Annotated in this window: 25 protein-coding genes; 7 read left to right on the top strand and 18 right to left on the bottom strand. The window is 69.9% G+C overall.

The genetic code is table 11. The annotated features are described in order from the left end of the window. Positions 1 to 55: 55 nt before the first annotated feature. Positions 56 to 1672: a 4-hydroxyphenylacetate 3-hydroxylase family protein gene (locus D0Z08_RS16185; protein ID WP_118926280.1), complete on the bottom strand. Its 1617-nt coding sequence runs from the start codon at positions 1670 to 1672 to the stop codon at positions 56 to 58. Positions 1673 to 1698: 26 nt separating this feature from the next. Continuing rightward, a complete protein-coding gene (locus D0Z08_RS16180; RefSeq protein WP_118926279.1) occupies positions 1699 to 2277 on the bottom strand; it encodes a flavin reductase family protein in 579 nt (192 codons plus the stop codon). 225 nt (positions 2278 to 2502) lie between these two features. On the opposite strand from D0Z08_RS16180, the gene D0Z08_RS16175 reads away from it, so the two are divergent. Then, complete coding sequence (locus D0Z08_RS16175; RefSeq protein ID WP_118926278.1) at positions 2503 to 3465, top strand: AraC family transcriptional regulator; 963 nt, start codon at positions 2503 to 2505, stop codon at positions 3463 to 3465. 24 nt (positions 3466 to 3489) lie between these two features. Here the strand turns inward: D0Z08_RS16175 and D0Z08_RS33025 are convergent, their stop codons facing one another. From D0Z08_RS33025 to D0Z08_RS33010, 6 genes are all read right to left on the bottom strand, one after another. Further along, entirely contained in the window at positions 3490 to 4167 is a 678-nt protein-coding gene (locus tag D0Z08_RS33025) for an alpha/beta fold hydrolase (protein WP_281271742.1), read from the bottom strand. Continuing rightward, on the bottom strand, positions 4160 to 4429 hold the full coding sequence (locus D0Z08_RS33415) for an alpha/beta hydrolase (protein WP_281271741.1): 270 nt from the start codon (positions 4427 to 4429) through the stop codon (positions 4160 to 4162). Before D0Z08_RS33415 ends, D0Z08_RS33025 begins: the two co-directional genes overlap by 8 nt. A 69-nt stretch (positions 4430 to 4498) precedes the next feature. Next, positions 4499 to 4675 (bottom strand): alpha/beta hydrolase, encoded by a 177-nt coding sequence (locus tag D0Z08_RS33020; protein WP_245994024.1) that lies wholly within the window; start codon positions 4673 to 4675, stop codon positions 4499 to 4501. Then, positions 4672 to 5181 carry a VOC family protein gene (locus tag D0Z08_RS16165; protein ID WP_118926277.1) on the bottom strand — a complete coding sequence of 170 codons (510 nt, stop codon included), beginning with the start codon at positions 5179 to 5181 and terminating at the stop codon, positions 4672 to 4674. The genes D0Z08_RS33020 and D0Z08_RS16165 overlap by 4 nt, the downstream gene beginning before the upstream one ends. A 39-nt stretch (positions 5182 to 5220) precedes the next feature. Next, a complete protein-coding gene (locus D0Z08_RS33015) occupies positions 5221 to 5589 on the bottom strand; it encodes an NAD(P)-binding domain-containing protein (RefSeq protein WP_245994017.1) in 369 nt (122 codons plus the stop codon). Next, the gene (locus tag D0Z08_RS33010; protein WP_245994015.1) at positions 5568 to 5792 is read right to left on the bottom strand and encodes an NAD(P)-binding domain-containing protein; all 225 of its coding nucleotides are present in this window, start codon (positions 5790 to 5792) and stop codon (positions 5568 to 5570) included. The genes D0Z08_RS33015 and D0Z08_RS33010 overlap by 22 nt, the downstream gene beginning before the upstream one ends. Positions 5793 to 5890: 98 nt before the next feature. On the opposite strand from D0Z08_RS33010, the gene D0Z08_RS16155 reads away from it, so the two are divergent. Further along, positions 5891 to 6388, top strand: coding sequence for a MarR family winged helix-turn-helix transcriptional regulator (locus D0Z08_RS16155; RefSeq protein ID WP_118926276.1), 498 nt, complete (start codon positions 5891 to 5893; stop codon positions 6386 to 6388). Between the two features lie 451 nt (positions 6389 to 6839). Here the strand turns inward: D0Z08_RS16155 and glnA are convergent, their stop codons facing one another. Further along, a complete protein-coding gene (gene glnA, locus D0Z08_RS16145; protein WP_118926275.1) occupies positions 6840 to 8258 on the bottom strand; it encodes a type I glutamate--ammonia ligase in 1419 nt (472 codons plus the stop codon). 232 nt (positions 8259 to 8490) lie between these two features. Between glnA and D0Z08_RS16140 the strand changes: the two genes are divergently transcribed. After that, positions 8491 to 8931: an RDD family protein gene (locus tag D0Z08_RS16140; protein WP_118926306.1), complete on the top strand. Its 441-nt coding sequence runs from the start codon at positions 8491 to 8493 to the stop codon at positions 8929 to 8931. 98 nt (positions 8932 to 9029) lie between these two features. Here D0Z08_RS16140 and D0Z08_RS16135 read toward each other — a convergent pair whose 3' ends face one another. The 5 genes from D0Z08_RS16135 to lipB form a co-directional block, all read right to left on the bottom strand. Beyond that, positions 9030 to 9740, bottom strand: a complete 711-nt coding sequence (locus D0Z08_RS16135) for a DUF4191 domain-containing protein (protein WP_118926274.1) — start codon at positions 9738 to 9740, stop codon at positions 9030 to 9032. A gap of 51 nt (positions 9741 to 9791) precedes the next feature. Beyond that, positions 9792 to 10739: a lipoyl synthase gene (lipA, locus tag D0Z08_RS16130; RefSeq protein ID WP_118926273.1), complete on the bottom strand. Its 948-nt coding sequence runs from the start codon at positions 10737 to 10739 to the stop codon at positions 9792 to 9794. Between the two features lie 75 nt (positions 10740 to 10814). Beyond that, positions 10815 to 11801 (bottom strand): hypothetical protein, encoded by a 987-nt coding sequence (locus D0Z08_RS16125; protein ID WP_118926272.1) that lies wholly within the window; start codon positions 11799 to 11801, stop codon positions 10815 to 10817. Then, the gene (locus D0Z08_RS16120; protein ID WP_118926271.1) at positions 11798 to 12748 is read right to left on the bottom strand and encodes an ABC transporter ATP-binding protein; all 951 of its coding nucleotides are present in this window, start codon (positions 12746 to 12748) and stop codon (positions 11798 to 11800) included. The genes D0Z08_RS16125 and D0Z08_RS16120 overlap by 4 nt, the downstream gene beginning before the upstream one ends. Before the next feature lie 112 nt (positions 12749 to 12860). Then, positions 12861 to 13592 carry a lipoyl(octanoyl) transferase LipB gene (gene lipB, locus D0Z08_RS16115; RefSeq protein ID WP_245994014.1) on the bottom strand — a complete coding sequence of 244 codons (732 nt, stop codon included), beginning with the start codon at positions 13590 to 13592 and terminating at the stop codon, positions 12861 to 12863. A 109-nt stretch (positions 13593 to 13701) separates the two neighbouring features. On the opposite strand from lipB, the gene D0Z08_RS16110 reads away from it, so the two are divergent. Continuing rightward, entirely contained in the window at positions 13702 to 14313 is a 612-nt protein-coding gene (locus tag D0Z08_RS16110) for a hypothetical protein (RefSeq protein ID WP_118926269.1), read from the top strand. Here D0Z08_RS16110 and D0Z08_RS16105 read toward each other — a convergent pair. The 3 genes from D0Z08_RS16105 to lpdA all read right to left on the bottom strand — a co-directional run bounded on the left by D0Z08_RS16105 (position 14259) and on the right by lpdA (position 18482). Then, on the bottom strand, positions 14259 to 15158 hold the full coding sequence (locus tag D0Z08_RS16105; protein WP_147381441.1) for a TIGR01777 family oxidoreductase: 900 nt from the start codon (positions 15156 to 15158) through the stop codon (positions 14259 to 14261). The two genes, D0Z08_RS16110 and D0Z08_RS16105, sit on opposite strands and share 55 nt — an antisense overlap. Before the next feature lie 92 nt (positions 15159 to 15250). After that, complete coding sequence (sucB, locus tag D0Z08_RS16100; protein WP_118926267.1) at positions 15251 to 17038, bottom strand: 2-oxoglutarate dehydrogenase, E2 component, dihydrolipoamide succinyltransferase; 1788 nt, start codon at positions 17036 to 17038, stop codon at positions 15251 to 15253. Between the two features lie 37 nt (positions 17039 to 17075). Next, positions 17076 to 18482, bottom strand: a complete 1407-nt coding sequence (gene lpdA / locus D0Z08_RS16095) for a dihydrolipoyl dehydrogenase (RefSeq protein WP_118926266.1) — start codon at positions 18480 to 18482, stop codon at positions 17076 to 17078. 156 nt (positions 18483 to 18638) lie between these two features. Between lpdA and D0Z08_RS16090 the strand changes: the two genes are divergently transcribed. After that, a complete protein-coding gene (locus D0Z08_RS16090) occupies positions 18639 to 19034 on the top strand; it encodes a hypothetical protein (RefSeq protein WP_245994012.1) in 396 nt (131 codons plus the stop codon). 4 nt (positions 19035 to 19038) lie between these two features. Here the strand turns inward: D0Z08_RS16090 and D0Z08_RS16085 are convergent, their stop codons facing one another. Next, complete coding sequence (locus tag D0Z08_RS16085) at positions 19039 to 20535, bottom strand: leucyl aminopeptidase (RefSeq protein ID WP_118926265.1); 1497 nt, start codon at positions 20533 to 20535, stop codon at positions 19039 to 19041. A gap of 44 nt (positions 20536 to 20579) precedes the next feature. Here D0Z08_RS16085 and gcvT point away from each other — a divergent pair, with 44 nt between their 5' ends. Beyond that, on the top strand, positions 20580 to 21683 hold the full coding sequence (gene gcvT / locus D0Z08_RS16080) for a glycine cleavage system aminomethyltransferase GcvT (RefSeq protein ID WP_118926264.1): 1104 nt from the start codon (positions 20580 to 20582) through the stop codon (positions 21681 to 21683). After that, the gene (locus D0Z08_RS16075; RefSeq protein ID WP_118926263.1) at positions 21683 to 21952 is read left to right on the top strand and encodes a hypothetical protein; all 270 of its coding nucleotides are present in this window, start codon (positions 21683 to 21685) and stop codon (positions 21950 to 21952) included. Before gcvT ends, D0Z08_RS16075 begins: the two co-directional genes overlap by 1 nt. The last annotated feature ends 12 nt before the right edge of the window (positions 21953 to 21964 follow it).

Below are 21964 nucleotides of genomic sequence, written 5' to 3'. Positions count from 1 at the left end.
CCGGGCTGGCCCGGTCCGAGTCGCGACGCACGCCGCGACTCGACCCGGACCGTGCTCAGCGCTTGGTAAAGTAGCTGACGTCGTCGTTGCCGATGAGGTCGGGCACCGTCCAGCCGTCGAGGTCGTACTCGCCCAGGAAGGTGTCGGCGAGCATGCGCATGCCGTCGGACGCACCGGTCGCCTTCGCCCCGAAGAGCAGCTCGGCCTTCACGTTCTCGTGATTGCCGGAGTAGTTGCGCTCGTAGAGCTCGTGCCTGCCGCCGAACTCGGAGCCGATCGCATCCCACAACGCCTTCATCACCTTCACCCGGTCGACGGCGGTGATGCCGTCAGAGCCTCGCACGTACTTGTCGAGGTAGGGCCGAACCTCGGCCGAGTGGAAGTCCGCGGCCGAGGACGGGAGGTAGATCAGTCCGGAGGCGACGTCTTGCTCGATGATCTCCTTGATGCGGGGGTAGCCCTGCATCATGAACATCCGGTAGGTCAGTCCGTACTCCAACTTCGGCAGCTTCGCGTCGCCGATCCACTCCTCGGGGTTGCGTGCCATCGACTCGCTGAGCGACCAGAACAGGTTGCGCCAGCCGATGACCTCGCCGACCCGGGTCTGGACGCCACGGAAGTCGCCGGCGCCGGTGCAGTCCAGCGCCTTCATCAGCAGGCCGGCGATGAAGTCGAGCTTCACCGCGAGACGGGTGCATCCCTGGAGCAGCGCGCGGGGCAGGAACCCGGACTGCGGGAAGAACGAGTTCACTCTGTCGGCCTCGCCGTAGATGAAGACGTTCTCCCACGGGACGAGAACCTTGTCGAAGATGAAGATCGCGTCGTTCTCGTCCATCCGGCTCGACAGCGGGTAGTCGAAAGGCGTTCCGACGATGGCGGCGTTCTGGGCGTAGGACGCGCGGGAGATCAGCTTCACTCCCGGCTGGTTCATGGGGACGGTGCAGACGAGCGCGAACTCCCGCTTCTTGATCGGCAGACCGTAGTGGGCGATGAAGTTGTAGTTGGTGATGGCCGACCCGGTGGCAACCACCTTCGCGCCGGAGACGATCAGGCCGGCGTCGGTTTCCTTCTCGACCTTCATGAACACATCACCGACCTCGTCGGGCGGGAGCTGCCGGTCCACGGGGGGGTTGATGATCGCGTGGTTCCAGTACAGGACCTTCTCCTGCGACTCGCGGTACCACCGCTCGGCGTTGGCCTCGAACGGGGAGTACAGCTCCTTATTGGCGTCGAGCGTGCCGAAGAGGGCCGCCTTGTAGTCGGGGCTGCGCCCCATCCAGCCGTACGTCATCCGCGCCCAGGCCGCGATCGCGTCGCGATCCTTGAGCATGTCCTCGTTGGAGGTCGCGGTGCGGAAGAAGGGCATCGTGACGCCCCCGCTGCCCGTGTCGGTCGGGACCGTGACGATGTCCTTCTGGGGTCCCTCGTGCATTGAGTCGTAGAGCCGGGCCACCATCCGGATCGGGTTGCGGAAGGCGGCGTGGGTGGTGACGTCCTCGACCCGCTCACCGTGGATGTAGACCTCGCGACCGTCCTGCAGCGAGGCGATGTACTCGTCGCCGGTCATCGGTGCGGATGCGAAGTTCTTCTGCTGGTTCGCCGGGGAGTCGGCAGCGGGGTTCGTGCTGGTGTCGATGATCGTCTCGGGCGGCGGGTCCATCGTGGAGGTCATGACAGTTCCTTTCGGGTGGGACGGCCTCAGGCCGGGGTGGAGGACAGAGGGCGGGTCAAGGGCATGAAGACGGTCTCGGCGTCGAACCAGCCGGTGCTCGGGTCGTCCGAGCAGCCCAGCCAGGCCGAGGCGTGCAGCCGCGGGCCGAGGGACTTGAAGGAGCTGCGGTGGAACAGCAACGGGGCCTCGTCCCCGAGGTTCACGTCCACGACCTCGCCGATGAAGATCAGGTGGTCCCCGCCGTCGTAGGTCGCCCACGGGCGGCACGAGATGGTGGCGGCCGCACGTTCGAGCACGGGCGCTGCCGGCCCGTCGACGACCGCGGGGGCCGGGTACGTCGGCCGGCCGGCGAAGTGCCAAGCCTCGTCGACCTGGTCCTGGGCCAGGATGTTGACGGCGAAGGACCGTCCGTCCAAGAACTGGCAAGCCTTCGACGTCCTAGTCATCGCCACCTGGCACAGAGGCGGATCGAGCGAGATCGGGGTGAAGGCCGTGACCGTCGCTCCATGGGGCGCGGCCTCGGCCTCGTCACCACTTGCGCAGGTCACGACGGTGACCCCGGTAGCGAAGGCCCCGAAGACGTCTCTCATCAGGCGGGAGTCCATGACTTCCTCTCGGTGGGCTGGTGGGGTCACCGAAACGTATGACCGGGGTCACACGGCCGCGATCCATCCGGCGTACGGACGATCCGGGCAGCGCAACCACCATCGGTCCTGTCCGCCGAGCGAAACGACGGTCCGCTGGGCGCAACCACTCGTGGACGACACTTGAGTGATTGCCGTCACAGATGAACACTGAAGGTCCGACCGCGATGGGAGGCCAAGGACGAGATGGACCAAGACGACCCGAGCACCGCACCGCCGTTGCGTGCGTCGTCCCCCTCCTTCGATGACTGGGACGGGGTCCGCGACGCTCTCGCCAACGCGTACTTCCCCAACCTGATGCGCCCGATCACGGCCGGCCCTGCCTCCGCCTCCGCCCTCGACGGAGTCGACCTCGGGCCCTGCCGCGTCGCACACATAGCGCTCGGAGCGACGGTGTCGTTGCGGACCGACCACCCCGGCGCCTACGCGATCAACATCCCGCTCGCCGGAGTCCTGAGTACCGAAATCGGCTCAGGCACGGTCGAGTCCGCCGTCGGACAGGCGACCGTGTGCCCGCCGGACACGCCGACGAAGATGCCCGGGTTGGAACCCTCGTGCCGGCTGCTCGGGTTCCGGGTCGACGCAGACCTCCTGGCCCGTGAGTACGAGCGGGTCCTCGCTCGGCGGCCCCAGCCCCTCCATCCGCAGATTGACCTCCGGTGCGACGATGGCCGGGAGTGGCTGTCGCTGCTGCAGGCGACCATGATCCACGTCCGAGACAGCCGCTCGCGCGTCACCACTGATCCCCGACTGCTCGCGCAGCTGAGTAGCACCCTGATCACTGGATTCCTGCTGGCCACCACGCCCGAGGAGAGCAACGACCGAAACGGCACCAGGCCCCGCATCGTCCGTCGCATCATCGACGCGATCGAGGACGACCCGGCTCGACCCTGGACGCCGGCAGAGATGGCCGAGCTCGCCGGGGTCAGCGTGCGCCGGGTCCAGCAGGGGTTTCGGGAGTATGTCGGGAAGACGCCGTTCCAGTACCTCCGCGACGTCCGCCTCGAGCGGGCGCACCTCGACCTGATCGACGGGGGCGCCACGGTCACCGAGGTCGCGATGCGGTGGGGTCTGACCCACACCGGCCGCTTCGCAGCGGACTACCGACTGCGCTACGGCCGGTCGCCCTCCGAGACGCTTGCTCGTTAGGGACCGGCCGCTCGGCCGTCGCGTCTACTCCGCCAGGAAGTCCCCGACGATGCGGTTGAAGGCGGCTGCGTGCTCGATCTGCACCCAGTGGCCGCACCGCCCGAAGACGTGGAGTTGTGACTGCTCGATCAGCTCGAGCAGCCGTAGTGCGTTTCCGAGCGGGATCACCTGGTGGTCCCGTCCGTGGACGACGAGCACGGGTCGGTCGATCCCTGCGATGACCTGCTCATTGAGCGTCAACGCATCGACGCAGTCCTGACGTGGCTCCGGGAACATGGCACCAAACGCCTCCTGGACCCCAGGCCTCGTCGCGGCCTCGAGCCTCGACTTGGCCAACTCCTCGCTGAGGAGGGAGTGGTCGTAGGCGAACACGTTCAGCAGCTCCCTCATGTTCTCGAGGGAGGGCTCGAAGCCCCAGACGGCGTCGAGGCCAGCAGTGAGCTCGAACGGGACGCCGGCACAGCCCATTAGGACGAGACGGTCGACCAGTTCGGGATGGCGCGTGGCGATGCTGAGTGCGAGCGCACCGCCGAGGCTGTTGCCGACGATGTGGACTCGTTGCAGGTCGAGCGCCTCGAGGAAGGCCACCAGGTGGCTGGTCCAGCCGTTCATGTCGTAGCTCACCGAGTCGTTGCGTTCGGTGTACCCGAACCCCGGAACGTCCGGCGCGATCACGCGGAAGCGCTGGCTGAGATCAGGCATGGTCAGCCGCCAGTTGGCCCACGCCGTCACCCCGGTCCCGAGCCGTGGATGAGGAGCACCGGCTCACCCGTCCCGGCGAGGCGGTGACCGGCGCGCCTGCGTTGAAGGGGAGGGTTCCGTACAGGATCGCTGCCCCGGCGTACGGGTCCGGGTCGTCGAGCACCAGTCCGCCGGCGAATGCGGCGCCGCCGCTGAAGCCGACCAGCAGGACGGGTCGGCCCGCGGGTGCGATGTCGTCGAGCCAGGGGCGGAACCAGTCCATGGTGATGCGCAGGGACTCGGCGACGGGGCGCCCGATGCCCCGGTTGGCGAACCAGGCGTACCCGCCGCCCTAGGCGATCGGTGCCCGCACCGCGGCGTACGCCGGTCCGACCGGCAGATGTGCGGCCAGTCCGAGGATGTCCTGCTCGTTCGATCCGCGGCCGTGGAGGAGCACGACGAGTGGCGCTGCAGGGTCGGTTCCGCCGTAGGTGGCCACCACCGGAGCGGCGAATCCCTCCCCGGTCATGACGCATCCAGCGGGACGAGCTCGGCAGCGGTGCGGACCCCGGCCCAGCGGCGTACCTCACCGGGTAGGTCGAGTCGCTCGACCAGTGCGGCGTTCTCGAACTCGCCCCAGCTGGCACGAGGCAGCATCCACATCACCTCGAACTCGTTGCCGTCCGGGTCGTGGGCGTAGACGCTCTTGGTGGCGCCGTGGCTGGACTCCCCGGTGAGGGCGTCGAGGTTGGCCAGGGTGAACCGGGCTTCCTCGAGCTCCTCGATGGTGTCGACCTGCCAGGCCAGGTGGTAAAGCCCCAGGCTGCCCCGCGGCCGCGCCGACTGCGCGCCGACCCCGAACAGCCCTAGGTCGTGGTGGTTGCCGGACCTGGGCAGCCGCAGGAACGCGGCGTTGACCCGGAGTTCACGAGCAGCGACGCCCATGTCGAAGGCCTGCTGGTAGAAGGCGATGCTGCGCTCGAGGTCTGCCACGAAGAGCACGGCGTGGTTGAGGCGTACGGCGTTGACGGTCATGGTGCTGCCTTCCTGAGGCGTGGTGGTGTCGGGGGTGGGTCAGGCGATGACGCCGAAGCCGCCGGTCCAGGAGATCTTCTCGGCCGCGGCCAGCGTGAGCTGCAGGAAGCCCAGGGCTTCGAGCTCACGGCCCCGCTTGAGGGAGCCCGCGTCGATGGCCTTCAGGCCGCCGGAGGTGACGATGCCGGCCAGGGTGGACTTGGCGTCGGCGTCGTCGCCGGCGATCAGCACCGTGGTGGTCAGAGTGCCGACGGTGCCGGCAGCGAGGGTTCCGGCGAAGGTGGTGTTGAACGCCTTCAGCAAACGCGACTGCGGAAGGGCAGCCGCGATCTCCGCGGCAGCGGAACCGTCGGCCGGGACGACCAGGGAGTCGAAGGTCTCGAAGTTCAGCGGGTTGGTGACGTCCACGACGATCTTCCCGGCGAGGCGCTGCGCTCGGCGATGACCGCAGAAACGGCCGGGTAGGGAACCGCGAGGACGACGATGTCGCCGCTCGCCGAGGTGGCGGCGTCGTTCTCGCCGAGGAGCTGGACGGTGTGGCCGCCCTTGCCCGCGACCGAGGCGATGGCCTGGCCCATGTTGCCGGTGCCGATGATGGAGAGGTGTGCCATGGAGGTGCTCCCGAAGGTATTAGTATTTGGTTGTTGATTCAAGTAACACTCTACGCGGTTTAGTTGTTGCGTCAAGTAATCAGCGATACGCTTCGGCCATGGACACTCAGTGGCTGGACGATGAGCAGCTCGACACGTGGGTCAAGTTGATCGCCGTGGTCGAGCTACTTCCCGGGGTCCTCGACTCGCAACTGCGTCGCGACTCCGGGTTGACCCACTTCGAGTACTTCGTGCTGGCGATGCTCTCCGAGGCCGACGACCACACCCTGCGGATGACCGCGCTCGCCCAGCGCACGAACGCCAGCTTGCCGCGGCTGTCCCACGTCGTACGACGCCTGGAGGACCGCGACCTGGTGGTGCGCTCACCCTGTCCCGAGGACGGGCGGGCCACGAACGCCCAAATCACGAAGTCGGGGATGACCGAGGTCGTGGCGGCCGCGCCCGGTCACGTCGCGAACGTGCGCCATCATGTCATCGACGCACTCACGCCCCCGCAGCTGCAGCAACTGCGAGGCATCGCTGACGCGCTGCTGGCCAGGCTCGACCCCGAGGGGCGCATGTCCGGTCTCCACGGCCGTGGGGAAAGTCGCGCCTGATCCCGGCGATCGATTCACGCACGTTCGGGCGAGGCCAGCCTGCCTGCAAGCCCGGGTGCAAGTGGCGGGTCGTGACTCGAGTTCAGGTGGCAGCGCTCCAAAGCCCGGGTCGACGACTGGGCTACGCCGGCTCAGGACTACGTTGGAGACACCCGTCCCGCCGGGGGCCGCTCCCAAGTCATCTCCATGAATCTCGGGACGCTCACCTGAAGAGGACTACTTGCAACTACAAGGTCGGCTACTTCGTGGGAAGCCTGTCATCAACCTCGTTCAATCGGGTCCTGAGTCGAGCCTTGATACAGCTTGCGCCTCCTGACTCAGAGTTCACCGAGATCCCCATCAGCGTCTGCAGCTCGGGCCTGCCCACGCCGAAACGCGAAATGCAGCGAGGGCCCCGGGCAAGCCGGAGCCCTCGTGCTCAAATGAGTTCGAGCTCTACGTGCACAAGTGACTAAATGTCGTAGTAGAGCTCGAACTCGTGCGGGTGCGGGCGCTGCTGCACGGGGGCGATCTCCTGCTCACGCTTGTAGGTGATCCAGGTGTCGATCAGGTCGGGCGTGAAGACGTTGCCCACCGTCAGGAACTCGTGGTCAGCCTCGAGCGCGTCGAGCACGGCACCGAGCGAGGTCGGGACCTGGTCGATCTCGGCCATCTCGTCCGGCGGGAGCTCGTAGATGTCCTTGTCGATCGGGGCGGCCGGCTCGGTCTTGTTCTGGATGCCGTCGAGTCCCGCGAGCATCAACGCGGAGAACGCGAGGTACGGGTTCGCCGACGGGTCGGGGAACCGGGTCTCGATGCGCTTGGCCTTCGGGTTGGTGCCCGTGATCGGGATCCGGACCGAGGCCGAGCGGTTCCGCGAGGAGTAGACCAGCGAGATCGGCGCCTCGAAGCCGGGGACCAGGCGGTGGTAGGAGTTCACCGTCGGGTTGGTGAACGCCAGCAGCGCCGGGGCGTGCTTCAGGATGCCGCCGACGTACCAGCGGGCCATGTCGGAGAGGCCGCCGTAGCCGGTCTCGTCGTAGAACAGCGGGTCGCCGCCCTTCCACAGCGACTGGTGCACGTGCATGCCCGAGCCGTTGTCACCGAAGATCGGCTTCGGCATGAAGGTGACCGACTTGTTCTGCTCCCACGCGGTGTTCTTGATGATGTACTTGAACTTCATCACGTCGTCCGCGGCCTTGAGCAGCGTGTCGAACTTGTAGTTGATCTCCGCCTGGCCGGCGGTCCCGACCTCGTGGTGACCGCGCTCGACCTGCAGGCCGACGGCCTCGAGGTTCTTGCACATGTCGTCGCGCAGGTCGCCGTAGTGGTCGTACGGCGCGACGGGGAAGTAGCCGCCCTTGAAGCGGGTCTTGTAGCCCAGGTTGTCGCCCTCGGCGCCCGAGTTCCACCAGCCCTCGACGGAGTCGATGTGGTAGAAGCCCTCGTTCGGGCCGGTCGAGTAGCGGACCTGGTCGAAGATGTAGAACTCGGCCTCGGGCGCGAAGTACGCGGTGTCGGCGACGCCCGTGGTGTTCAGGTAGGCGAGCGCCTTCTTCGCGATGTTGCGCGGGTCGCGGGAGTACGGCTCACCGGTGATCGGGTCGTGGATGAAGAAGTTCAGGTTCAGCGTCTTCGACTTCCGGAACGGGTCGACGTACGCCGTCGTCGGGTCCGGGAAGAGCGCCATGTCCGACTCGTTGATGGCCTGGAACCCACGGATCGACGAGCCGTCGAAGCCGAGACCGTCGTCGAAGACCGACTGGTCGAACGACGAGACCGGAACCGTGAAGTGCTGCATGATTCCGGGCAGGTCGCAGAAACGGACGTCGACCATCTCGACGCCCTCGTCCGCGATGAACTTGAGCAGTTCTTCGCTGTTGCTGAACATTCGTTCCTCCTCGGCTGACCCCAGGTCAGCCACCAGTCTGGATCCGGCAAGTTCCGGAATCGAGGGGTGTCGGTCCGCGGCATCGTACCTACGCAACGTTGCGCGACGACCGCCTGTCCAGGAACCTACGGAGGGGCCGTTTCTCGACCATGACCATATTGTTTCAGGGATGTAACAGGTTCCTGAGACCGCGTTGAGCCTCTTCCCGCTGCCGGTCACTAGGGTGGCGCCGATGTCCGTCCAGCCTGGCCAGCCCGCCTCCACCGTCCCGTTCCCGACCGCGTCCTGGGGGCGCCGGATCCTCGCGCTCTTCGTCGACTGGGCCGCCTCGACCCTGGTGGTGCTCGCGTTCGTCGGCCTCGACGAGTACGGCGAGCCGGGGTCGCCGGCGCAGCTCTACACGCTGGGCGTCTTCGTGCTCGAGGCCGCCCTGTTCACGTGGCTCCTCGGCGGCTCGTTCGGGAAGCTCGTGACCGGCCTGCGCGTCGTACCCGCTGTCGGCCGCGGCCGCCTGTCCAACCCGCTCCCGTTGCTGGGCCGTCAGGTCGCGATAGCGCTGGTGATCCCGCCGCTGGTCTTCCGGTCGGACGGGCGCGGCCTGCACGACATCCTCGCCGGCACCGCCACTGTCACCATGGACACCTACCGGATCCTCACGACGCGCGGCGTGTAGCCACGGCACGGAGTTCCTCACGCCGTGCACCCCTGACCCGGCGAGCTGAGCCTTGGTTTCGAGGCTCGCTTCGCTCGCACCTCAACCAGCGGCGACGATCACTTGCCGCGGAGGTTGCCGCGCATGCCCTTCATGCTGGTCGGCACGGGGCCGCGGGGGAGCGGCACCTTCGGCCGCTGGGCGTCGAGCGCCCGGAGCCGCAGGAGCAGGTCGGTCTGGTCGGCCGGCTTCACCTGGCGCCCGAGCTTCTGCACGTGGCGGACCAGCTTGGGCAGCGGCACCTGGCCCTCGTCGGTGCCGACGAGGATCTCGTGGACCGGGAAGTCCGCGGCCACCCGCTCGTGCTTCTTGCGCTCGCTGATCATCAGCTGGCGAAGGCGGTGGGGGTTGCCCTCGCCGACGAGCACGATGCCCGGAGGGCCGACCACGCGGTGGACCATGTCCTGCTGCTTGGTGAAGCCGACGACCTCCTCGACCTTCCACCCGCGGCGCAGCATGCTCAGCGCGCGGGCAGCGGCGCCGACCTGGCCCTCGAGCCGGGTGTACGCCGCCTTCTGGGCGCGCCGGCTGAAGACGATCATGATCCCGAGGAAGCCGAGCAGCACACCGCCGACGATCGCCATGACGAGGCTGATGGTGCCGCTGCCGGGCAGTAGCCAGAAGATGCCGAAGCCGATCCCGCCGAAGACCAGGAATGCGAGCAGCATCCACCAGCCGACGGCCCGGTCGACCTCCTTGGTCATCCGGAAGGTCTCGAGGATCTGCCGACGTCGGCTCATGGTCGAGGGGTCGAGAGGCTGGTTCGACATCGCGGGGTGCTGCCTACCTGACTTCGTGGGTCTGCTGGGTGGTGAGAGCGCTCAGGCCGAGGCCGTGCTGTTGAGTGCCCGGGCGTCCATCGCCTGACGGTACAACCGACCGGCACGGTACGACGAACGCACGAGCGGCCCTGAGAGCACACCGGCGAACCCGAGCTCGGTCGCCTCCGCCTGGAGCTCGACGAACTCCTCCGGCTTCACCCACCGCTCGACGGGGTGGTGACGCACGGACGGACGGAGGTACTGCGTGATCGTCAGCAGCTCGCAGCCCGCGTCGTGCAGGTCGCGCATCGCCTGGCTGACCTCCTCGCGGGTCTCGCCCATGCCGAGGATCAGGTTCGACTTGGTGACCAGGCCGAACGTGCGGGCCTGGGTCAGCACGTCCAGCGAGCGGTCGTAGCGGAAGGCCGGCCGGATCCGCTTGAAGATCCGCGGCACGGTCTCGACGTTGTGGGCCAGCACCTCGGGACGGGACTCGAACACCTCCTGCAGGAGGTCGGGGATGCCGTTGAAGTCGGGGATCAGGTTCTCGACCCCGGTGTCGGGGTTGAGCTCGTGGATGGCGCGCACCGTCTCGGCGTACAGCCAGGCGCCGCCGTCCTCCAGGTCGTCACGGGCGACGCCCGTGATCGTCGCGTAGCGCAGCTCCATCTTCTTGACCGACTCCGCGACCCGACGCGGCTCGTCACGGTCCAGCGGCTGCGGCTTGCCGGTGTCGATCTGGCAGAAGTCGCAGCGGCGGGTGCACTGGTCGCCGCCGATGAGGAACGTCGCCTCGCGGTCCTCCCAGCACTCGAAGATGTTGGGACAGCCGGCCTCCTGGCAGACCGTGTGCAGGCCCTCGGACTTCACCAGGCTCTGGAGCGCGGTGTACTCCGGTCCCATCTTCGCCCGGGTCTTGATCCAGGAGGGCTTCCGTTCGATCGGGGTCTCCGCGTTGCGGACCTCGAGACGGAGGAGCTTGCGGCCTTCGGGAACAGGGGCTGACACGCCCGCAAGACTACCTCCGGGACCGTGAAACCCGTTGGTCGAGGTCGTCTCTCGAACGCCCGTCTCCAGATGCGATCAGGGCACGTCGCGACGTTGGAAGGACGCGAGGGAGGCGACCGTGAACAGCACCAGGCCCGACCCCAGGAACCAGAGGGCGCGCCCGATCGGCAACGTCCGCTCCACCGAACAGAACCCAACCTCCTCGTTGCCCGGGCACGGCGCGTCGGCGTAGTACTTCGCCCCGTCCAGGATGACCGCCCCGATGTTGAGCCCGGGGTTCCAGACCGAGTCGACGCCGATGACCGCGAGCACGATGCCGCCGGCCACGCTGGCCGCGAGCAGCACGCCGAGCGCTGCAACGGTGCTGCGGAACAGCATCGTGAGCGCGAAGCCCGCCAAGGCCGCTCCCGCGGCGACTCCCGCGCCGCGCCACCCGCTCTGCAGGCAGTCGAGCAGGAGTCCGTCGCCGGTCGGGATGTCGCGCGAGCCGGCGACCAGGCCCAGGAGCAGCCAGTACGCCGTCACCACGAAGCCGGAGAAAAGCCCGGCCACCCCCGTGACGATCGCCCCCTTGGCGGCCCACACGAGCGGGCGGCGGGGCTCGAAGAGGAGCTGGTTGCTGACCGAGCCGCTGGCCCAGTCGTGGCCGGCGAAGGTGGTGCCGGCGAGCATCGTCAGGATCGCCAGCACGATCACGACCGCGAGCCCGGAGCCGTTGTCCCGCTCCTCGGCGAGGCTCAGCTGCTCCCAGTAGACGAACCACTCCGGCTGCGGCAGGTAGTTCTCCTCGCAGGCTGCCCGGACGTCGTCCGGGACGGGCCGACCGAGGAACCGCTCGGGATTGTCGAGGCACTTCTCCAATTGGCGCTGGACGCCGGGAAGGGCGCTCTCGGCAGCGACCTGCTCCTCGGCGTAGGCGAGGTCGGCGTCGGACGGCGGCCGGGTGTTGAGGACGGTCGCCACGCCGATCACGGTCGGGATCGCGACGGCCACGGCGAGGATGACGAGCACGGCCCGCCGGCACAGGAGCCGCGTCAGCTCGACGCGGAGCAGCCGGCTCACGCGATCGCCCCGGTGGTGTCGTGAGTGTCATGGCCGAGCTCCTCGGCCTCCGTGAGCTGGAGGAAGTAGGCCTCGAGGTCCGCCCGCAACGGTGTCAGCTCGGTGAGCCAGATGCCGGACTCGCCGAGGATCTGGGTGATCTCGGCCGGCCGCTGGGCCTCGACATGCAGCACCCCGTCGACGTGGGACGGCGCCAGCCCCGCGCGCGTGAGCACGTCGGCTGCTGCGGTCGGCTCCGGGACCACGACCCGGTACGCCGTACCGCTGCCGAGCAGCTCGTCGACCGTGCCGGAAGCCAGCAGCTTGCCGTTGCCGATGATGGTGGCGGAGGTGCAGACCTGCTGGACCTCGGCCAGGATGTGCGAGCTCAGCAGCACCGTGACGCCCGAGGCGCCGAGGTCGCGGATGGTCTCCCGGATCTCGCGGATACCGGCCGGGTCGAGGCCGTTGGTCGGCTCGTCGAGGATCAGCAGGTCCGGGGTCTTGAGCAGCGTCGCGGCGATGGCGAGCCGCTGCTTCATGCCGAGCGAGTAGGACTTGTAGCGGTCCTTCTCGCGGCCGGTGAGCTTCACGGTCTCCAGCGCCGCATCGACGCTCGCTGTGGGGGCACCGATCGCGCCCGCGAGCAGCTGGAGGTTGCGGCGGCCGCTGAAGTTCGGCGAGAACTTCGGTGACTCGACGACCGCGCCCACCCGGCCGATCACCTGCGGCAGCTGCGCGGGGACCGGCTGACCGAACAGCCGCATCGTGCCGCGGGTCGGGCGGGCCAGCCCGAGCAGCATCCGAATCGTCGTGGTCTTGCCGGACCCGTTGGGTCCGAGGAAGCCGTGCACGCCGCCGCCGGACGGCACCGCCAGGTCCAGGCCCTGTACGGCGACCCGCAGTTCGCCGCGCAGGCTGCGGAACTCCTTCCGCAGGCCGGTCGTCTCGATGACCAGGTCGCTCACCCGAATGTCCCCTCTTGAAGTCCGTCCCCTCGGGGGATCAGACGATGGGACCACGCAAAAGGTTGCCCGAAGTGTCGGACACGCCGGACTTCAGCGGCCGTTCAGGTGTCGGTCAGCTGCTCGGCGTCAGGAGCGGGATGCGCGGGATGCGGCCCGGTTCGGGCCGGGCCTCGTAGTCGGGGGTGGCGTCGTACGGCCGCCAGGCGAACAGCTCGCCCAGGTGCTGGCGGACGGACGGCAGCACGTCGGTGACGGTGACGTCCCGGCTGAGCTCGTTGGTGAGCGAGGTGACGCCGGCGTCGGCGATGCCGCAGGGGACGAACCGGTCGTACCAGCCGAGGTCGACGTCGCAGTTGAGCGAGAAGCCGTGCATGGTCACACCGCGGCGGACCCGGATCCCGATCGCGGCGATCTTGCGCTCGGGCCCGCGGGCGTCGGCACGGAGCCAGACGCCGGTGCGCCCGGGGATGCGGGCGGTGGTGACCCCGAAGTCGGCGCACACGGCGATCAGCGCCTCCTCGACCCGGCGTACGTAGTCGACGACCTTGACGTGGTCGGGGAGCCGGACGATCGGGTAGCCGACCAGTTGCCCGGGACCGTGGAAGGTGATCTTGCCGCCGCGGTCGACGTCGATGACAGCGGCGCCGCCGGGGTCGGCCGGCCGCTCGTGCGGGTCGGTGCGCTTGCCGGCGGTGAAGACCGGTGGGTGCTCGAGGAGCAGCACGGTGCCGGGACGGTCGCCCGCCGTGACCTGCTCTTGCACCTGCCGCTGGAGCTCCCAGGCCGCGAGGTAGTCGAGGGCGTCGGCGCCGAGGCCGATCTCCTGGAACTCCAGATCTGTCACGCGTCGAGCGTACTCGCCGTCGGTGGTCGAGGAAGTCGCGCATCGACTGTCTCGAGACCCTGTGGATAGCCGGATGCGCCCGGCCCGTCCCAGGGGTAGGACTGACGCCATGACCGCCGACCTCGTCTCACCTCCGCCGATCCGCGTGACGCTCGCCGTCGCGGCCGTGATCGTGGTGGCCGTGGTCGGGCTGGTCACCACCGGGCTGCTGCGGTCGACGCCGGGGGAGGACCGCAGCAGCCCGGCACCGGTGACAGCGCCGGGGCCACGACTGGCGCCCTCGGTCACCGTCACCGAGGCCGTGGCGTCGCTGGCGGTGCTGCGCGACTGGGACCGAGCCCGGTCGACGGCCTGGGCGCGTGGAGACGTCGCGGCGCTGCGGCGGATCTACGCCCCGGGCTCGTCGGTGGGCGTCCGCGACGTCGCGATGCTGCGTCGCTGGGTCGACCGTGGCCTCCGGGTGCGCCGGATGGTGATGCAGGTGCTGACCGTCGAGCTCCGCGTGCGCACCGGTCGCCGGATCGTCCTCGACGTCACCGACCGGCTCGCCGACGCGGCCGCCGTGACGATCGGCGGTGGGGGACCGCAGGCGCTACCGCGTGACGGGCTGACCACCCGGCGCCTCTCGTTCCGGAGGACCGGGGGCCGGTGGGTGCTCGCCGCGGCCTACGAGAGGCCGCTGGCCAGCACCGCCGTCACGTCGGGGTCGGCGAACTCGTAGCCGAGGTCCAGCAGCTTCTGCGGCCGGGTGTTCATCGAGCCCAGCAGCTCGGGCGCCACCCGGCCGGCCGCCAGCTTGATGACGGGCGCCGGGACCGCCGCGAAGGCCGGCCGGTGCAGGGCGTCGGCCAGCGCCCGGGTGAACTCGGCATTGGTCGGCGTCTCCACGCAGCACAGGTTGGCCGGTCCTTCGGCCGTCGGGTCTTCGCAGAGGTACGACGCGGCGCCGACCCAGTCCCGCAGCGAGATCATCGGCATGTACTGCCGGCCGCTGCCGATCCGTCCGCCGAGCCCGGTCTTGAACAGCAGCCGCAGCTGCTGCAGCGGCGCGCTCGACCGTTCCATGATCGGGGCGGTCCGCAGGTAGACGACGCGCGCGCCGGCGTCCTCAGCAGGTCGCGCGGCAGCCTGCCAGTCGCGGCACACCGTGGTCATCAGGGAGTGACCCCGGGTGTCAGCGGTCTCGGGCAGCTCGGCGCTGCCGTGGTCGCCGTACCAAGCGACGGCGTTGCCGGCCAGGAAGTACGGCGGCTCCTGCGCGCCGGCGATCGCCTCGGCGAGCACCGCCGTCGTGCGCACCCGCGAGTCGTGCAGCGCCTGCGACCACTTCCGCGAGTGGGGATTGCCGAGCGTCGGCGAGCCGGCGAGGTTGATGACCACATCTGCAGCGGCCACCACGTCGCTGTCGACGCGACCGGCGTCGGGATCCCAGGAGGACTCGTCCGGCAGCTTCGTCGGGCGTCGGACGAGCGCGGTGACGCGGTGCCCACGACGCTCCAGCTCCCTGCGGAGGTGGGTCCCGAGGAAGCCGGAGCTGCCGGCCATGACGATCGACAACGGTGCCATGCCGTTCACCCTGCCATGCGGGTCAGCGACGACCGGCACAACGTCCTACGGTGCGGGCCGCCGGGGGCCCGCGCCGTAGGACGTCTGAGTCGTCAGACCTCGAACTGGCCCGCCTCGAGGCGCTTCTTGACCTCCTGGAGGAACCGGCCGGCGTCGGCGCCGTCGACCAGGCGGTGGTCGTAGGTCAGCGCGAGGTAGACCATGTGGCGGATCGCGATGGTCTCGCCCAGGTCCGGGTCGTCCATGACGACCGCGCGCTTGACGACGCTGCCCGGACCGAGGATCGCGACCTGCGGCTGGTTGATGATCGGGGTGTCCCAGAGGGCACCGACGCTGCCGAGGTTCGTGATCGTGAACGTGCCGCCGGAGAGCTCGTCGGGGCCGATCTTGTTGGAGCGGGTGCGACCGGCGACATCGGCGATCTTCTTGGCCAGGCCGGAGATGGAGAGATCGCCGGCATCCTTGACGACCGGGGTGAGCAGCCCCTTCTCGGTGTCCACGGCGAACGCGATGTTCTCGCGGTCGTGGTAGGTGACCTGGCCGGCCTCGAGGTCGAGGGTGGCGTTGAGCGACGGGTGCTGCTTGAGCGAGTCGATCGCGGCCTTCGCGAAGAACGGCAGGTAGGAGAGCTTCACCCCCTCGCGAGCGAGGAAGTCCGCCTTCGTCGCCTCGCGCAGGCGGGCGACGTTGGTGACGTCGACCTCGACCACCTGGGTGAGCTGGGCCGAGATCTGCACCGACTCGACCATGCGCTGGGCGATGATCTTGCGCAGCCGGCTGACGGGCACCGTCTGGCCCCGCAGCGGCGACGGGCTCGTCGCGGGAGCGGCGGGAGCGGACGCCGCCGGGGCGGACGAGGCTGCCGGAGCCGGGGCCGCGGACTTCTGGGCGGCAGCGGCGTCGAGGACGTCCTGCTTGCGGATCCGGCCGCCGACACCCGAGCCGTTGACCGATCCGAGGTCGACGTTGTGCTGGGCCGCGAGCTTGCGGACCAGCGGGGTGACGTAACCGGGACCGTCCGCTCCCGCCGACTGGGCAGCGTGCGCGGCCGGAGCCGACGGGGCCGGTGCGGGCTCGGGCTTGGCCTCGGGCACCTTCGCGGGCTCGGGCTCCTTGGCCGGCTCCTGCTCCTTGACCGGCTCGGGCTCCGGCTCCTTGGCGGGCTCGGGCTTGGCTTCGGGCTCCTTGGCCGGCTCCGGCTCGGACTCCTTGGCGGGGGCGGGCGAGCCGGACCCGATGATGGCCAGCTCGGCGCCGACCTCGACGGTCTCGTCCTCCTCGGCCTTGATCTCGATCAGGGTGCCGGCGACGGGCGAGGGGATCTCGGTGTCGACCTTGTCGGTGGAGACCTCGAGCAGCGGCTCGTCGACCGCGACCTCGTCGCCGACCTTCTTGAGCCAGCGGGTGACGGTGCCTTCGGTGACCGACTCGCCGAGCGCCGGGAGCGTGACCGGCGTGCCGTCGCCGCCCGAACCACCGGACGACTCGGCTGCCGGCTGCTCCGGCTCCTTGGCCGGTTCGGGCTCGGGCGCTGACTCCTCGGCGGGGGCGGGCTCCTCGGCCTGCGCGGGCGCCTCCGCCTGCGCAGGCTCCTCGGCCGGGGCCTCGTCGGACGATTCGCCGCCACCGCCGGAGCCTTCGCCCTCGTCACCGATCACCGCGAGCACGGCGCCGACCTCGACGGTCTCGTCCTCGGAGGCCTTGATCTCCAGCAGGGTGCCGGCGACGGGTGAGGGGATCTCGGTGTCGACCTTGTCGGTGGAGACCTCGAGCAACGCCTCGTCGACGGCCACGCTGTCGCCGACCTGCTTGAGCCAGCGGGTGACGGTGCCTTCGGTGACGGACTCGCCGAGTGCCGGGAGGTTGACTTCGGTGGCCATGGAATCCTCGACTTCGCTTGGTGTTCGGTGACTGCTGTCAGCTGTGGGTGTGCAGGGGCTTGCCGGCCAGGGCGAGGAACGCCTCGCCGAGCGCCTCGTGCTGCGTGGGGTGGGCGTGGACCAGGGGGGCGACGTCGTCCGGGTGCGCCTCCCAGCCGTAGACCAGCTGGGCCTCGCCGATGAGCTCGCCCACCCGCTCGCCGACGAGGTGCACCCCCACGACCGGTCCGTCGACCTCACGGACCAGCTTGACGAACCCCTGGGTACGCAGGATCTGGGACCGCCCGTTGCCGGCGAGGTCGTAGGTGAGCGTGGCGACGCCGTCGTCGCCGTACTGCTCCTTGGCCTGCTCCTCGGTGAGGCCGACCGATGCGACCTCCGGCCGGGAGTAGGTGACCCGCGGGATCCCGCGCTCGTCGATCGGACGCGGGTCGAGCCCGCCGATCTGCTCGGCCACGTAGATGCCCTGCTGGAAGCCGCGGTGCGCGAGCTGGAGGCCGGGCACGATGTCGCCGACGGCCCAGACGCCGTCGACGCCGGTGCGGCAGTGGTCGTCGACGGTCACGAACCCGCGGTCGAGGGTGACGCCTTGCTCCTCGTAGCCGAGGCCTTCGGTGCGGGGTCCCCGGCCGACGGCAACGAGGAGTACGTCGGCGCGCAGCTCGGTGTCGTCGGACAGCGTCACCACGACGCCGCCACCATCCTCGTCGCTGGTCGTCACGCCGGTCACCGACGTGCCGGTGCGGGAGGTGATGCCGCGCTTGCGGAACGCGCGCTCGAGCGCGGCGGAGGACGCGGCGTCCTCGGGCGGGAGCAACCGGGGGAGTGCCTCCACGATCGTCACCTCGGTGCCGAAGCTGCGCCAGACGCTCGCGAACTCGCAGCCGATGACACCGCCGCCGAGCACGATCGCCGATCGTGGCACCCGGTCGAGCCGGAGCGCGTCGTCGGACGTGAGGACCCGGGTGCCGTCGATCTCGATGCCGGGGATCAGCCGCGGGGTGGACCCGGTCGCGAGCACGACGTTGCGACCGGTGAGCGTCACCGTGCCGTCGGCTCCCTCGACCGTGACCTCGTGCGAACCGGTCAGCGTGCCCCGGCCCTCGACGACTCGGATGCCGCGGCTCTTCACGAGGCCGGTGAGCCCCTTGAAGAGCCGGGAGACCACGCCGTCGGCATAGGCCAGGACACCGGCGGCGTCGACGCCGTCGTACTTCGCCAGCACGCCGAAGCTCTCGGCCTCGCGGGTGGCGTCGGCGATCTCGGCCGCGTGCAGCAGCGCCTTCGTCGGGATGCACCCGACATGGAGGCAGGTGCCGCCGAGCTTGGACTGCTCGACCAGCGCGACGCTGAGTCCGAGCTGAGCGGCGCGAAGGGCACAGGCGTAGCCGCCTGACCCCGCGCCCAGGATGAGAACGTCGACTTCGTTGTCGCCGTCGGCCACCGCTGTCCTCCCACATTCCTGTCGGCCTGCGCTTCAAGTGCGGCGCCCATCCTTGCACCACCCCCGAGGCCCAGCGCAACGGGTCGCGTACTCGTCGGTAGGCACCTGATGCCCGTAAGGACCCCGGCGCTGGCGTCGTACGGCAGACTTTGTCGCATGGGGTTGTTCAGCCGGTTCCGGAAGGGACCGAAGATGAGTGGGCCGGCGCACGATGCAGCGCGCACGGGTTCCACCCGGGTGCGCGCGTCCGACAAGGTCGACGAGGCGCACCTGCACGAGTGGGTCACCAACCGCCGCGGTGTCGAAGGCTTCGTCGAGCCCCGCACCGCGGTCAGTGAGGTGACCCTGCTGCTCGTCGCTCACGACGGCGAGTGGACCCGCCGCCGGGTGCCCGGCGTGAAGTGGGCGCACGACTTCTGCAACAAGCACCAGGTGCCGTCGTACGACGCCGCCGTGGTCGGCATCCCGCAGCGGATGCGGGACTTCAACTCGCGGGCGCGCAAGGCGCAGAAGGCCGAGGACTACCCGCAGTACAAGCCGCGCGAGACGTAGGGCCTCAGAGGGAGCGGGCGAGCTCGACCAGCGTTGCCACGCCGTAGCCCGTCGCGCCGGACGTCCAGTGCCCGGACGGGCCACCCTTGTTGAACGCCGGCCCGGCGATGTCGAGGTGCGCCCAGGGCAGCCCGCCGGTGAACTCCCGGAGGAAGGCCGCCGCGAACAGGCCGCCGCCCCAGCGGATCCAGTCGTGCTGGGAGAGGTCGGCGACCTTGGTCGTGCGGATCCGCTCCTCCATGTGCTCGGGGATCGGCATCGGCCACGCCTCCTCGCCGGCGGCGACCGCCGCGGCGAGGACCCGCTCGACGGTGGCGTCGTCGCCCATCACGCCGCACATCCGGTCTCCGAGCGCGAGCGACATGTGCGCGGTCAGGGTGGCGACGTCGACGACCAGGTCGGGCTTGCGCTCGACCGCCCGGCCGAGCGCGTCGGCGAGCACGAGCCGGCCCTCGGCATCGGTGTTGGTGATCTCGACGGTCGTGCCGCCGTACGTCGTCAGGACGTCGCCGGGCCGGAACGACGCGCCGCCGACCATGTTCTCCGCCAGCGCGGCGATGCCGGTCACCCGGACCGGCAGCCCGAGCCGGGCGATGGTGAGCACTGCCTGCACGACCGCCGCCGCGCCGGCCATGTCCTCCTTCATCGTCGGCATGCTCGTCGCCGGCTTGATGGTGAGGCCGCCGGAGTCGAACGTGATGCCCTTGCCGACGAGGGCGAGGTGGGTCGTGGCGCCGGTGGGGCGGTAGTCGAGCTCGACCAGCCGCGGGGGTGCGGCGGATCCGGCACCGACGCCGAGGATGCCGCCGCAGCCGAGCTCGGCGAGCCGGACCTCGTCGTACACCTTGACCTTGACGCCGGCGACCGGCTTCGCGGCCGCGACGATCTCGTCGGCGAAGAGGCCGGGGGTGAGGTCGCCCGGGGGCGTGTTGACCCAGTCGCGCGCCGCGACGACGGCGTCGACCACCAGCTGCGCCTCGTCGAACGCGGCGATCGCCTCCTTGCGCCGCGCGGCGGGCGAGAGTACGACGATCTCGGCCGGCGCCGAGGCCGTGCTGCCGCTCTTGTAGCGGGTGAACGTGTAGCCGCCCAGGCGGTAGCCCTCGATCACCGAGCGCACCAGCTCCGGGGTGTCGGCCGGCAGCGCCAGGGCGACGGACGCCGCGTTGGTCACCGCGCGTGCAGCGGCACCGGCCGCCCGCCTGATCGCGAGCGGGTCGGGCTGGTCACCCGGTTGGGCGCCGAGGCCGACCACGACGAGGAGGGGAGACCCGATGGTGCCGTTCGTCGGGATCTTCGCGACCTCGCCCGGCTTGCCGGTGAGGCCGAGCGTCGCCAGCAGCGGTGCGAGCTTGCGGCCGTAGGCCTGCGCGACATCGTCGCCGCCCGCCGCGAGCCGGGCCGTCGCCGTACGACCGCGTCCGCCGGGCACGACGCCGACCACCACCACGTCGGCCCGGGTCTTGGCAGGGCTGGCGGTGCGCAGCGCGAAGGTCGTCATACGCCGGAGGGTAGACGGCGGAACCACTGAGTAGAGTCCGGGGCATGCACGCCACACTGTCCCGCTCGCCGCTGCACGACCGGCACGAGGCGCTCGGCGCGAAGTTCGCGGAGTTCGGTGGCTGGGAGATGCCGCTGCAGTACTCCGGGATCGTCGAGGAGCACAACGCGGTGCGTTCCTCGGTCGGCATCTTCGACGTGAGCCACCTCGGCAAGATCGTGGTGCGCGGCGACGGCGCCGCCGACTTCGTCAACGCCACCCTCAGCAACGACCTCGGTCGGATCGGACCGGGCCGGGCGCAGTACACGCTGTGCCTCGACGCCGAGACCGGCGGCATCGTCGACGACATCTTCAGCTACTACCGCGACGACGACCACGTGCTGCTCGTCCCCAACGCGGCCAACAACGCCGAGGTCTTCGAGCGGCTCGCGGCGGCTGCGCCGGCCGGCGTCGAGGTGACCAACCACCACGCCGACTTCGCGGTGCTCGCCGTGCAGGGCACGAAGTCCGACGACGTCCTGGCCGCGGTCGGGCTCCCGGTGGGGCACGACTACCTGACCTTCGTCGAGGCCGACTACGAGGGCGAGCCGGTGATCGTCTGCCGCACCGGCTACACCGGCGAGCGCGGCTACGAGCTGATCGCCCCGAGCGGCGTCGCGACCCGGCTCTGGGACGCGGTGCTGGCGGCCGGTGCCGACCACGGCATCGTCCCGTGCGGGCTCGGCGCGCGCGACACGCTCCGCACCGAGATGGGCTACCCGCTGCACGGCCAGGACATCGGCCCGACCGTCACGCCCAACGAGGCCCGCCTCGGCTGGGCCGTCGGCTGGAAGAAGCCCGAGTTCTGGGGCCGCGACGCGGTGCTGGCCGAGAAGGAGAAGGGCGCCCGCCGCAAGCTGGTCGGCCTGGTCTCCACCGGCCGCGCGATTCCGCGGCCGCACATGTCGGTCTCGCTGGTTCCGGACGTCCTTCTCGGCGAGGTCACCTCCGGCACGTTCTCCCCGAGCCTCAAGCAGGGCATCGGCCTGGCGCTGGTCGCCAGCGTCGTCGCCGACGACGCCGAGGTCGCTGTCGACGTCCGTGGTCGCCGTGAGGTGTTCAAGATCGTCAAGCCGCCGTTCGTCGACACCTCGGTCAGGGAATCCTGATGAACCTTCCCGAGCCCCCTTCCGCCTTCCGCCAGCCGACTCCGTCCGAGCGACCGTGGTGGTGGCGCCTCGAGGACGCCGACGGCGCCGAGGTCACCCTGTCCGGCGAGGCCGCCGAGGAGTACGGCGAGCGCCGGTTCCCGAGCCAGGCGGATGCCGAGTCGTGGATCGGCGAGATCTGGTCCGGCCTCAAGGATGCGGGCGTCGAGCAGGTGACCCTGTTCGACCTGGACCGGGTCGTCTACGGCCCGATGTCGCTCAGCGCTTGACTGCGCGAGCGC

The organism is Nocardioides immobilis (assembly GCF_003515065.1).
Taxonomy (GTDB): domain Bacteria; phylum Actinomycetota; class Actinomycetes; order Propionibacteriales; family Nocardioidaceae; genus Nocardioides; species Nocardioides immobilis.
The sequence above is the reverse complement of the archived record's forward strand: the minus strand, read 5'-3'. Positions and strand labels throughout refer to the sequence as shown.

Bases quoted from the DNA above. Each gene is read 5' to 3' on its own strand.
- D0Z08_RS16105 (WP_147381441.1), bottom strand. From the start codon at position 15,158: ATGGCACCGTTGTCGATCGTCATGGCCGGCAGCTCCGGCTTCCTCGGG.
- D0Z08_RS33025 (WP_281271742.1), bottom strand. From the start codon at position 4,167: ATGCCTGATCTCAGCCAGCGCTTCCGCGTGATCGCGCCGGACGTTCCG.
- D0Z08_RS16085 (WP_118926265.1), bottom strand. From the start codon at position 20,535: ATGACGACCTTCGCGCTGCGCACCGCCAGCCCTGCCAAGACCCGGGCC.
- gcvT (WP_118926264.1), top strand. From the start codon at position 20,580: ATGCACGCCACACTGTCCCGCTCGCCGCTGCACGACCGGCACGAGGCG.
- D0Z08_RS16135 (WP_118926274.1), bottom strand. From the start codon at position 9,740: ATGTCGAACCAGCCTCTCGACCCCTCGACCATGAGCCGACGTCGGCAG.
- D0Z08_RS33415 (WP_281271741.1), bottom strand. From the start codon at position 4,429: ATGGACTGGTTCCGCCCCTGGCTCGACGACATCGCACCCGCGGGCCGA.
- D0Z08_RS16165 (WP_118926277.1), bottom strand. From the start codon at position 5,181: ATGACCGTCAACGCCGTACGCCTCAACCACGCCGTGCTCTTCGTGGCA.
- D0Z08_RS16075 (WP_118926263.1), top strand. From the start codon at position 21,683: ATGAACCTTCCCGAGCCCCCTTCCGCCTTCCGCCAGCCGACTCCGTCC.
- D0Z08_RS16090 (WP_245994012.1), top strand. From the start codon at position 18,639: ATGGGGTTGTTCAGCCGGTTCCGGAAGGGACCGAAGATGAGTGGGCCG.
- D0Z08_RS33010 (WP_245994015.1), bottom strand. From the start codon at position 5,792: ATGGCACACCTCTCCATCATCGGCACCGGCAACATGGGCCAGGCCATC.
- sucB (WP_118926267.1), bottom strand. From the start codon at position 17,038: ATGGCCACCGAAGTCAACCTCCCGGCACTCGGCGAGTCCGTCACCGAA.
- D0Z08_RS16140 (WP_118926306.1), top strand. From the start codon at position 8,491: ATGTCCGTCCAGCCTGGCCAGCCCGCCTCCACCGTCCCGTTCCCGACC.
- D0Z08_RS16185 (WP_118926280.1), bottom strand. From the start codon at position 1,672: ATGACCTCCACGATGGACCCGCCGCCCGAGACGATCATCGACACCAGC.
- D0Z08_RS16175 (WP_118926278.1), top strand. From the start codon at position 2,503: ATGGACCAAGACGACCCGAGCACCGCACCGCCGTTGCGTGCGTCGTCC.
- D0Z08_RS33020 (WP_245994024.1), bottom strand. From the start codon at position 4,675: ATGACCGGGGAGGGATTCGCCGCTCCGGTGGTGGCCACCTACGGCGGA.
- glnA (WP_118926275.1), bottom strand. From the start codon at position 8,258: ATGTTCAGCAACAGCGAAGAACTGCTCAAGTTCATCGCGGACGAGGGC.
- D0Z08_RS16110 (WP_118926269.1), top strand. From the start codon at position 13,702: ATGACCGCCGACCTCGTCTCACCTCCGCCGATCCGCGTGACGCTCGCC.
- D0Z08_RS16180 (WP_118926279.1), bottom strand. From the start codon at position 2,277: ATGGACTCCCGCCTGATGAGAGACGTCTTCGGGGCCTTCGCTACCGGG.
- D0Z08_RS16155 (WP_118926276.1), top strand. From the start codon at position 5,891: ATGGACACTCAGTGGCTGGACGATGAGCAGCTCGACACGTGGGTCAAG.